Raw genomic sequence first — 10,884 nt, 5'->3', positions numbered from 1 at the left:
AGTTACTGCAACGCAGTGAACAACGCTACCAGCAACTTCTGCAGGAACGCAGTGAGCAACAGGCTGCAGACACAGATGAGAATCAAGATGCACTCGATGAGCGGTTGACGGAGTTACTGGATAAGCGCGGTGAAGTTGCGGAACAATTGCAGGAGCAACGTCAGCAATTGTCGCGGTTAGAACATGACTTGCAACAAATAACTCAGGGACAGAGTGCAATTCAAAGCAAAATAGGTCAGGCCAAAGAGGCGATGCAAACCACTGAAATTGAGCAGGTTAAGCTTCAGGAACGCAGTCAGGCCGTGCTTGAAACTCTGGCTGAGACAGGTCTTACTTTGAAAAGTATATTGGAAGAGCTGTCCTCTGAAGCTGACGAAAAGCAGTGGCAACAAGATCTGGAATCAATACAGAGTAAGATAAAACGACTCGGTGCTATAAACTTAGCGGCAATTGATGAAGCCGAAGCGCAAAGAGAGCGTAAACAGTATCTCGACCAGCAGGTGGATGATCTATCATCGGCGTTAGAGACTCTGGAAGCTGCTATCCGTAAGATTGACAAAGAAACGCGTCACCGGTTTAAAACAACCTTTGATGCAATAAACCATGATTTACAAATTTTGTTTCCTAAAGTTTTTGGTGGTGGTAGTGCTACGCTGGAACTTACCGATGATGACTTACTGGAAACAGGCGTTACTATCATGGCACGGCCACCGGGTAAGAAAAACAGTACAATTCATTTGCTGAGCGGTGGAGAAAAGGCGCTGACCGCATTATCATTGGTGTTCGCGATATTTCGCTTGAATCCGGCACCCTTTTGCTTGCTAGATGAGGTTGATGCACCGCTAGATGACGCCAATGTGGGTCGTTTTTGTCGCCTGGTCAGTGAAATGTCGGAATCGGTACAATTTATTTATATTAGTCACAACAAGGTGGCTATGGAAATGGCAACTCACCTGGCCGGGGTCACCATGCAAGAAGCGGGTGTCTCGCGGTTAGTAGCCGTTGATGTGGAACAGGCTGTGGCGATGACAGACGCTGGTTAAAACAGGCTTTATGGAGCGAAAATGGGCAGTTTACAAATTACCCTTAGTATTCTTGGGATTCTGGCAATAGCCGGCATTGTTGCACATGGCGTCTGGAAAATACGTAAAGGCAATGCGCAACAGCGTCAACGTGAACAACGCGTCGCTGAAAATAGGCAACAACAGTCGTCAGCTTTTGATGACGACGGTATAGGCGAAGTACGTGTCGTTAAGCATAAGGCGGAAGAAGCGGCAGAAGCCAAAGAGTCTGTTGCGCCTGAACTAAGCTCTTCGACCTCAGAGAAAGAGGACGACAACGAGCATATTGAACAAATGTCGATGGATTTAGATCGTGATGACGAGCTTTCCGAGTCACTACCCTCTATGCGTGTCAGTAATGAAGAGCAAGTTGACGTTGAGCAAACGGAGCTTAAATTCGACGATAACGACGAACATGACGAGGAAGTCGAGCAGTACGAAACGTTAGAGGAAGATAATCAGAAAAACTCTGAAGATTTTGAGGCGGTTCCGGAAGAAGTTATTGCCTTGCATGTTAAGGGGCCGGTACAAGGCGCTGTCTTATTGCAAATGATGACTGAGCTGGGCTGTAAGTTCGGCGATCTGGGTATCTTCCATCGCTATGAAAATACGGCCGGTACGGGACCGATGATTTTCAGTGTGGCGAATATGTTCAACCCGGGAACTTTTGATCTGGATAATATGGAAAACTTCGAAACTGAAGGTGTTGCCTTTTTCATGGCATTACCCATGAAGTTTGACGGCCAGCAAGCCTTTAATATGATGCTTAATGCGGCTAAGAAGCTCGCCACCGAAATTCCGCAAGGACAGGTTTTGGATGGGCAGCGCCAGTTATTGACCCGCCAGTCGATTCACGAAGCTCGCCAACGTATTCGTGAGTTTGAACGTAAACATTCAGCTTAACTACAGGTCATTATGAATCAGTCTGTTTCCCAGCGTATGCAAGAGCTGGAAGAGTTACTTAATCGTTACAATAAAGAATACTACGAAAACGACGAACCAAGCGTACCTGATGCTGAGTATGACCGTTTATTTCATGAGCTAAAGGCATTAGAAACTGAGCATCCCGATTTAAAAAATGCTTCGTCGCCCACGGTGAAAGTTGGCGGGAAGCCGCTCGGTCAGTTCAAAACAGTTCAGCATGAAGTCCCTATGTTATCACTGGATAACGCCTTTTCTGTTGAAGAGTTTGAAGCGTTCAGTAAAAGAGTTGAGCAGCGCTTAGATACTAATCAAACAGTGACTTTTTGTTGTGAGCCTAAACTCGATGGTGCTGCAGTTAGTCTCCTTTATGAAAATGGGCTATTAGTACGAGGGGCAACACGTGGCGACGGTCAAAGCGGCGAAGACATTACAGAAAATGTGAAAACCATTCGTAATGTGCCACTAAAGCTTTCCGGCGATGTTCCCGAACGGCTCGAAGTGCGCGGTGAGGTAGTGATGCCGCTAGGTGCTTTCGAACGCTTCAATGAACAAGCTCGTTTGCGCGATGAAAAGGTGTTTGCTAACCCGCGTAATGCAGCAGCAGGCAGTTTGCGACAGTTAGATTCTAAAATTACGGCTAAGCGGCCGTTGCATTTCTATGCTTACAGTCTGGGGTTAATTTCGGAAACCACTCAATTACCTGATAGTCATTATGTGCGTTTACAGCAACTGAAAGACTGGGGGCTGCCGGTCAACATTGAAATTAAAACCGTTGATTCAGTGCAGGGCTGTGATGACTACTATGAATCTATTTTAGCGCGTCGAGACTCTCTGAACTACGATATCGATGGTGTCGTTTTTAAAGTCGACTCTGTTCGTTTGCAACAAGATTTGGGCTTTGTAGCCCGGGCTCCGCGCTGGGCTATTGCTCGTAAGTTTCCTGCGCAGGAACAGCTGACGACGATTACCGGAGTCGACTTCCAGGTTGGCAGAACAGGCGCTATTACGCCTGTAGCACGCTTAGAGCCGGTTAATGTCGGAGGAGTAACGGTATCGAATGCAACCTTGCACAATGCTGATGAAATTGAGCGTTTAGGTGTGCGAATTGGTGACTGTGTGAGTATTCGTCGCGCCGGAGACGTGATTCCGCAAGTTGTGAGTGTGGTAAAAGATAAACGTCCTGAAAAAACCGAAGCTATTGAGTTTCCTCTGTTCTGTCCGATTTGTCAGTCAGATATTGAGCGAGTCGAAGGTGAGGCTGTAGCCCGGTGTACGGGAGGCTTGTATTGCGCGGCCCAGCGCAAAGAAGCGATTAAGCATTTTGCTTCTCGCAAAGCCATGGATATCGACGGGTTAGGCGATAAAATTGTAGAGCAACTGGTTGAAAGAGACTGGATAAAGTCACCTGCGGATCTTTATCGTTTATCAAGAGCCGAGTTGGCAACTTTACCCCGAATGGGCAGTAAATCTGCTGAAAATCTTCGAAATGCGATTAAAGCAACACAAGAAACAACGTTAGCCCGTTTTATTTATTCATTAGGTATTAGGGAAGTGGGTGAAGCGACGGCCAACGCGCTGGCAAATCACTTTAAAAACCTGGATGCGCTCGTTGCAGCTAATAGTGAGCAGTTACAGGAAGTCCCGGATGTAGGGGCTGTTGTAGCGCACCACATTGTGTCTTTCTTTCATGAATCTCATAATCAGCAGGTTGTGGCGGAACTAAGGGAGTTTATTTCCTGGCCGGAAGGCGAAGACGCCAGCTCTGTTCAAAGTGATCGCCTGGCGGGTAATACTTATGTTATTACCGGTACTTTGTCGACGATGACTCGGGATGAAGCAAAGTCGGCGCTTGAAGCGCTGGGAGCAAAAGTCGCTTCCAGTGTTTCTAAAAAGACAACGGCTTTGGTTGCCGGAGAGAATGCTGGTTCGAAATTGACTAAAGCCCAGTCCCTTGGGCTTTCAATACTTGACGAAGATGCATTGCATCAGTTGTTAAAAGACTAGCGCCCGCGGGAGCTCAGGTCTTTTAACAGGCCTGAGCCATTGATATCAATAATGCCTTTTTCTTCGTCGAATTCAAATTTGATCGTAGGGTGTGTTGTATCCAGCAAGAAACTACGGTCATTAATTTGTACGCGCAGATGCCGAAGAGGTTCCTCTTCATCAAATTCCTGACGGTGATTCACACTGATTTTATGCTCACCAATATTTAATTCAAAACCTTTGAAGAAGCCGTTAGCAAATTCAGCTACATAAACTTGCCCCTGCTTATTAACGAACAGGTTGAGAATATAGTTCGGCGGCATTTCTGAGGTCCGCATCTGAGATTTTCCTGCGGTGAAAATAATGGTGTCATAAACCTTTTTATATTCGAAACCAAAATTTAAAGGCTCAGTACGACCCGAAGGGTAAATGACTTTCCCGCTTCCCTCTGCTTTCCAGTCAGCTAAAGTTTGTGCACTAAAAAGTAATGCTATAACGACAAAAACAAATTTTAAGTTATTCATAGGTTGCCTCAACTACTCACCTCAGTGACATTTACTTTTAACTTAAGCATTTGCCCTGGCTGTAGATAACGATTGCGCTGAATATTATTCCATTGCTCTATTTGACGAATGGTGACATTAAATTTATCAGCAATCCTGGCCAGTGAGTCACCGGTGCGTACACGGTATCGGATATTACGCATAATGCTGTTGATACCGCTTTGTACTGCCGAAGAGGGTTCAGCTTCCGTCCAAACCACCAATTCTTGCCCTGGTCTTAAATAATCACCAGGAGCCATAGAATTCCAACGTGCTAAATCTCGTAAATTAACGCTGTAAGCACGGCTAAGATCCCATAGTGTATCACCCGACTGAACAACGTGCTCTAGACGTTTACCCTGACGTTTTTGGTCTTGACGGTCTTCACGTCGTTGATCCTTAGATAGTTTATAGTTGTCGATATTCAGGGTTGCAACAGGCACTAACAGATGTTCACCAGCACGGATGATATGACTACTGATATCATTCACCTGTTGAATGACGTCGACCGATGTATTGTATTTACTGGAAATGGTTAACAGGCTTTCACCGGATTTAACCTCATGGCGCGTCCAGCTCAGCCAGTCTTTAGGCTCAGTTTCACTTAATGCCTGTTTAAACTTTCCCGCATTCTGGTGAGGAAGAAGCAAACGATGAGGGCCGTTTGGTGCCGTCGCCCAACGGTTATAACCTGAGTTGTATTGGTGCAGGGAATCCAGCGGCATATCAGCCATGTCGGCAGCTAAAGCTAAATCAATTTGCGCCGGAGTCTCAACCACTTCCAGTTTTGGCTGGTTTTCAATGGGGTACCACGTGATACCATACTCTTCACTGTTGGCGAGTATTTCTGATAACGCAAGCAACTTGGGTACGTAAGCTCTTGTCTCGCGCGGCAGAGACAAGTTCCAGAAGTCAGTTGGTTTGTTTAATCGTTCATTTTTTCGAATAGCGGCGGCAACACGGCCTTCACCCGAATTGTAGGCTGCAAGGGCATGCATCCAATTGCCGTCAAAGTAACGGTGTAACGCTTGTAAATAGTCTAACGCGGCATGAGTTGCTGCGAAAACGTCACGGCGACCGTCATACCACCAGTTGATGTCTAACCCATATTGGCGCGCTGTACCTGGAATAAATTGCCAAACACCCGAAGCACTGCCGTGGGAGTAGGCGAATGGGTCGAAGGCACTTTCTACTATCGGCAATAAGGCCAGGTCAACCGGCATGTCGCGCTTTTCCAGCTCTTCAACAATTAAGTGAAGGTAAGGCTCGGCTCGCTTAGCTACGCGGTCCAAATATTCGGGGTGACTCGCATACCAGTTGCGCTGGCTTTGTACTCTGGGTACATCCGGTACCTTAAAATGCAGCTGCTGCCGAATTCTTACCCATAGGTCATCCTGCTCCTGAGGTGTCAGCTCGACAGGTTTGGTCGCAGCAACTTCCTCTTCAGCGGGCTGGCTAATCACTTCTTCAGGAATGGGTGTTAATTTGAGCTCAGATGGCTGGTTGGTTTCTATCGGGTCGTTGTCGCTAAACAGCATCGTGTTTTGGCAGCCACCTAATGCCAGGCCACTGGCTACCATACAGTACTTAAACCATGTGTTCTTTCGTTTGCTGTTTGTCATGCGTAATTTACTTCCGATAATTATTAAAATCTTGAGGAGTTTAAAGAATCACGCGTTATCTTTCCACTGTCTAATTGTGTAAAAAACGTCCTCAGGAGTGTTTTTTACACTTCCGGCATGTTCACTGGCTGCTGCAATAACACTTTTTTGATCAAAACGAAGAAAGGGATTAATGGCTAACTCCAGCTGTAACGTACTCGGTAGAGTAATTTGGTCTTGTTCACGCAGCATTTTGACCTTTTCGGCATAACTTTGCAGTACAGCGTTGTTTGGTTCAACTTTTAATGCAAATGAGAGGTTTGCCTGGGTGTACTCATGCGCACAGAATACTCGGGTTTCACCCGGAAGCTTGCGTAGCTTTAAAAGAGAATGGGTAAACTGTTCTGGTGTGCCCTCGAACATTCGGCCACATCCGCCAGAAAATAGCGTGTCACCGCAGAATAGGAAACCTGGAGTATAAAAACTAATGTGATCTAAAGTATGTCCCGGCGTACTAAAAACCTGCCATGAAGTGCCGCCAACCGTTACTGTGTCACCCTCGCTGACCGTTTTAGTTAAGGTTTTTATTTCAGGGTTATTCGGGCCAATGACCTGACATGGAGTTTCCTGGACCAATTCAGCAATACCACCTGTGTGATCGTAATGGTGGTGAGTGACCAGGATAGAATCAATACTTTTATTGTTTTGTTTCAGCCATTGTTGAACGGGTTTAGCTTCTCCAGGGTCTACAATAATAACCGTGTCATTATTACTGGTTTCAATCGCCCATATATAATTGTCATCAAAAGCTTCAATTGCATGAACTCGCATGTTAACCCCTATAACGCTAGGATGAGAAACCCAGCGAGTAAGTTGAAGATAAGTTCATAATACAGGAATTAGCCGTGTTAATTAAACCAGCGTACTCAAAAACTGATTTAGCAGCTCCGGAAGATTGGCAGCAAATGGCTTGTGGGCAGTACATGGTGGAGCAAACGGCTGAGCTTATCCGGTCTCATCAACGCAGGTTGAAACCAGGAAAGACGGTGGCAATTAGCTCATTGGGGCCGGGACTCAATGAGTGCTTTAGAGGTAACGCAGACTGGCTGACTTTAGGTGCCGCAGGAAAGGTGGCGGTGCGCAGTGAGCTAACTGACATGGCGCTAAAAGAGGACAGTGTGGATAACCTCATTGCTCCTTTTGTCCTTGAATTTTGCCAAAATCCACACAAGCTATTAAGAGAGGTTACTCGAGTTCTGGACGATGACGGTGTGCTGGTGTTGACGGGCTTTAACCCATATAGTCCGGCAGTAGCGAGTGGATTCTTTGTTCGTCATAAAAAGAGCTTTCCCTGGTGTGGGCGATATTTTACGTTGATAAGAGTAAAAGACTGGCTGGAAGTTTTAGGGTTTGAGGTGCTTGAGTCTGAATTTTATGTTTCACACTTTTTACACCACAGCGAACACAGAGGAAGCGACTGGTCAACAAAGCTGAGCGAAGTGATACCGGGAATGCGCGCCGCTTACTTTATTGTGGCCAGGAAACAAACTTTAATAACTCGATTGAAACCCTCGGTTCAGCGCAAACAGCTTGCCGTAAATGGAAGACAAACGGCAGCGGCAATGACGACAAAACAGTTTTCAAAATCTAAACGCAATTAAAGAGGTATTGAATTTATGATTACAGCACAAGAGTTATGTGGCAAAGCGAAATCTAATGTAAAAGAAGTAACAACCGATGACTTACAAAAGGCGATAGAGCAGGGCGCTCGTGTCATCGACGTGAGAGAACCTGCGGAATACGGTCAGGGTCATATTCGCGAAGCAGTGAATATGCCCAGGGGTGTGCTGGAAATGCAATTGAATCAACACCCCGATGTGGCAGGTTATGATAATGCACTTGAGCGCATTGCTGAGAAGCCTCTGTATCTTATTTGTCGTACCGGTGGGCGTTCAGCTCTGGCAGCGGAAAGTCTGCAACGCATGGGATTCGACGACGTTTATAGCGTCGATGGAGGGATGAGTGCCTGGCAGGAGAAAAAACTGCCGGTAGTTGCCGGCGAGTAATTTACTCGCCTTCAAACCCTTTATCTTCTAATAGTGGCTCGCGCGTTGCGGCGGTGCGGGCCAGTTCATCACAACGCTCATTTTGTTTATGTCCGGAGTGGCCTTTAATCCATTTCCACTCGACCTTATGACGACTAACTTCCTGATCCAGTTGTTGCCAAAGATCTTTATTTTTTACCGCTTTACGTGCCGACGTACGCCAACCATTTTGTTTCCAGCGTTGCATCCATTGTTCAATGCCTTGTTTTACATATTGACTGTCCGTTGTAAGAATAACGTGACATGAACGTTTTAGAGCACGTAAACCTTCAATAGTAGCCAGCATCTCCATTCGATTATTGGTTGTTAGCTGATACCCCTGGCTTAGCTCTTTGTGATGTTTGCCATATTCCAGCACGGCACCATAACCGCCCGGACCGGGATTCCCCAGACAAGAGCCGTCGGTATATAAATGAACAGTTTTTGAGTTCGACATGTTACTTGCTACTATATCCATTGTTTTCAGCGAGTATATCAGGATTTCAGCATGCGTCAGGTCGTATTAGATACAGAAACTACCGGGATTGACCCTGCCAAGGGCCATCGAATTATCGAAATTGGCTGTGTGGAGCTTATTAACCGCAAATTAACCGGTAATCATTTCCATGTTTATATTAATCCTGAGCGGGTGGTTGAGCAGGAGGCCATTGAGGTTCATGGAATAACGAACGACTTTCTGACCGACAAGCCTGTATTTGCTCAGGTTGTTCACGATTTCATCGAGTTCATTAAAGGTTCGCAGTTAGTGATTCACAACGCACCTTTTGATGTGGGTTTTATGGACGCTGAGTTTAGCCGTATAAGACCGAATGTCGGCTTAACGAATGACTACTGTACGGTACTGGATACTTTGCAGTTAGCGCGCGAAATGCGGCCAGGGCAAAAAAATAATTTGGATGCTTTGTGCCGTGCCTTTGGTGTTGATAACTCGTCTCGTGAACTGCACGGCGCATTGTTGGATGCTGAAATTCTGGCTGATGTTTATTTAATGATGACAGGCGGTCAGACAGATTTGAACCTGGCTAGCCACGGAAAAAATCATCAGGATGGTTCGCAAAAAGTTGAGCACCAGCGAGTGACTAACCCTCCGGCATTAAAGGTTTTACGCGCAACGGCCGATGAAGAAGCATTACATGAGGCGCGTTTAGCGCGAGTTAAAGAAGAAGGTGGGCGCTGTCTGTGGCAAGACTCTTAGCTTTATTACTGGTTCTGGCGACTAGCTCAAAAGCACTCGCGATACAGAGTTTTAGTGATGTTGACTCTAAAGAGGAAGTTGAAAAGCAGGCGATGAGCCTGATAGAGGGCGATATTACCAATAAGTTGCCAATTAAAGGCCAACGCTTTCGTATCGACGACAATGTCGAGGAAATTACCTTACTGTTTTTTCGGGAGCCGGGCAGTAAACCTCTGGTTTTGATAAAACCGGATGGCAGTAAATGGTATGACTCACGCTACCCAGAAAATAAAGTTACGTGGTATACCGATCCTAATTTTGACATTATTCGAATTAAAGAACCTCAGCCAGGTCCATGGCAGGCTGCGGGTCGTATCGATGAAGATAATAAAGCATTGGTAATTTCTGATATTCGTTTTGAAGCCGAACCGTTGCCGAATCCTTTATTTCAGCATGAAGAGCTAAAAGTTGAGGGTAAGCTCTATAATGGCGATGAAACAGTCGAAACTGCACGTTTTCGCCAAACAGTCATATTAGATGTGCTTTTTGTCAGCACGAATAACCCGGATTTTGATAATTTTGGTGCTAATCCAGCGCGGGTTGCCCAATTTGAAGATAATGGACGGGGACACGATGAGCAAGCTGGTGACGGTGTTTTTACCGGCTTTTTTAACCTGAGTGTTGAACCCGGTGAGTGGATGGCGACTTATGAAATGACAACACCGCTGTATCAACGAGTGTTTGAGTTTGGCCCGCTTGAAGTTGAGCCCCTGCCTGTTGAATTTGAAGTTATCCAGTCTGAATCTGTCGACGAGAATCACCGGTTGCAGATTGAAGTGAATGACAACTGGATAGACCCAAACAGTTTGGTTATTAATGGTGAAACAGCTTTTCCTAATGGTGAAGTACGTAAATTCACTGTCAGCGAAACCGAAGGGTTTCCGCACCATGTTGAGATTGCAAACCTGGCCTTTGGTAAGCATTTAGTCGACTTGGATATTTTTGCGACGACTGCCGATGGTAGGGAGTTTGAGGCCAGAATTGACGACTTCAGCTTTATTGCAAAAGAGCCTCCACCACCTGAGCCTACCGCAGCCGAACTTGCTGAGCAGCAGCAAAGAGAATTAGAGCGACAGCGGGAGCAGGCTCGTCAGGAACGAGCAATAAAAGAAAAGCAGGCAATGACGAACCTGATCATCATTGTTGTCGTAAATTTTGTTTTGATTGGACTGGCTTTGTTTGCGCTGTGGTGGTTTAAATTCAGACAAAAGAAAGTATCCACTGAAGCGGCTAATCCTGAAACAGGAAATGCAGAGAAAAGTGGTAAAAAATGACCTTTGTGGTTAAAAAAGCGCAGATCTGAATATAAATCAGACAGTCGGCAAAAATCTTTAAAAAAAGTGTTGACTCATTTGCCCCTCACTCGTAATATGCACGCCGCGTTGAGGGAGACTTCAACGTGTAGTACTAATGCGGAGTGGTAGTTCAGTTGGT

At 45.9% G+C, this 10,884-nt stretch carries 11 protein-coding genes; 7 read left to right on the top strand and 4 right to left on the bottom strand.

What is annotated here, in order from left to right; all coding sequences use genetic code 11:
* From B3180_RS00150 to ligA, 3 genes are all read left to right on the top strand, one after another.
* Window positions 1–1,043, top strand: a 1,043-nt coding sequence (locus tag B3180_RS00150; protein ID WP_414654001.1) for a chromosome segregation SMC family protein, incomplete at its 5' end; no start/stop codon positions are given.
* Window positions 1,044–1,064: 21 nt separating this feature from the next.
* Window positions 1,065–1,964 carry a cell division protein ZipA gene (gene zipA / locus B3180_RS00145; protein ID WP_222235525.1) on the top strand — a complete coding sequence of 300 codons (900 nt, stop codon included), beginning with the start codon at window positions 1,065–1,067 and terminating at the stop codon, window positions 1,962–1,964.
* Window positions 1,965–1,976: 12 nt separating this feature from the next.
* Window positions 1,977–3,989: an NAD-dependent DNA ligase LigA gene (gene ligA / locus B3180_RS00140; protein WP_222235524.1), complete on the top strand. Its 2,013-nt coding sequence runs from the start codon at window positions 1,977–1,979 to the stop codon at window positions 3,987–3,989.
* Here ligA and B3180_RS00135 read toward each other — a convergent pair.
* From B3180_RS00135 to gloB, 3 genes are read right to left on the bottom strand one after another with little or no spacing between them, the layout of a single operon-like run.
* Window positions 3,986–4,492, bottom strand: coding sequence for a hypothetical protein (locus tag B3180_RS00135; protein ID WP_222235523.1), 507 nt, complete (start codon window positions 4,490–4,492; stop codon window positions 3,986–3,988). The two genes, ligA and B3180_RS00135, sit on opposite strands and share 4 nt — an antisense overlap.
* A gap of 8 nt (window positions 4,493–4,500) precedes the next feature.
* Window positions 4,501–6,132 carry a lytic transglycosylase gene (locus tag B3180_RS00130; protein WP_199494171.1) on the bottom strand — a complete coding sequence of 544 codons (1,632 nt, stop codon included), beginning with the start codon at window positions 6,130–6,132 and terminating at the stop codon, window positions 4,501–4,503.
* Window positions 6,133–6,180: 48 nt separating this feature from the next.
* Window positions 6,181–6,942, bottom strand: coding sequence for a hydroxyacylglutathione hydrolase (gene gloB / locus B3180_RS00125; protein WP_222235521.1), 762 nt, complete (start codon window positions 6,940–6,942; stop codon window positions 6,181–6,183).
* Between the two features lie 74 nt (window positions 6,943–7,016).
* Between gloB and B3180_RS00120 the strand changes: the two genes are divergently transcribed.
* The gene (locus B3180_RS00120) at window positions 7,017–7,772 is read left to right on the top strand and encodes a methyltransferase domain-containing protein (protein WP_278358780.1); all 756 of its coding nucleotides are present in this window, start codon (window positions 7,017–7,019) and stop codon (window positions 7,770–7,772) included.
* 15 nt (window positions 7,773–7,787) lie between these two features.
* Complete coding sequence (locus tag B3180_RS00115; RefSeq protein WP_273023932.1) at window positions 7,788–8,177, top strand: rhodanese-like domain-containing protein; 390 nt, start codon at window positions 7,788–7,790, stop codon at window positions 8,175–8,177.
* Between the two features lies 1 nt (window position 8,178).
* Here the strand turns inward: B3180_RS00115 and rnhA are convergent, their stop codons facing one another.
* Window positions 8,179–8,652, bottom strand: coding sequence for a ribonuclease HI (gene rnhA / locus B3180_RS00110; protein ID WP_273023931.1), 474 nt, complete (start codon window positions 8,650–8,652; stop codon window positions 8,179–8,181).
* Between the two features lie 51 nt (window positions 8,653–8,703).
* Here rnhA and dnaQ point away from each other — a divergent pair, with 51 nt between their 5' ends.
* Entirely contained in the window at window positions 8,704–9,411 is a 708-nt protein-coding gene (gene dnaQ / locus B3180_RS00105; protein WP_054488322.1) for a DNA polymerase III subunit epsilon, read from the top strand.
* A complete protein-coding gene (locus tag B3180_RS00100) occupies window positions 9,396–10,724 on the top strand; it encodes a TIGR03503 family protein (RefSeq protein ID WP_278358779.1) in 1,329 nt (442 codons plus the stop codon). The genes dnaQ and B3180_RS00100 overlap by 16 nt, the downstream gene beginning before the upstream one ends.
* Window positions 10,725–10,884: the final 160 nt, after the last annotated feature.

It is taken from the genome of Idiomarina sp. UBA4206 (assembly GCF_002383015.1).
GTDB lineage: Bacteria > Pseudomonadota > Gammaproteobacteria > Enterobacterales > Alteromonadaceae > Idiomarina > Idiomarina abyssalis.
The sequence above is the reverse complement of the archived record's forward strand: the minus strand, read 5'-3'. Positions and strand labels throughout refer to the sequence as shown.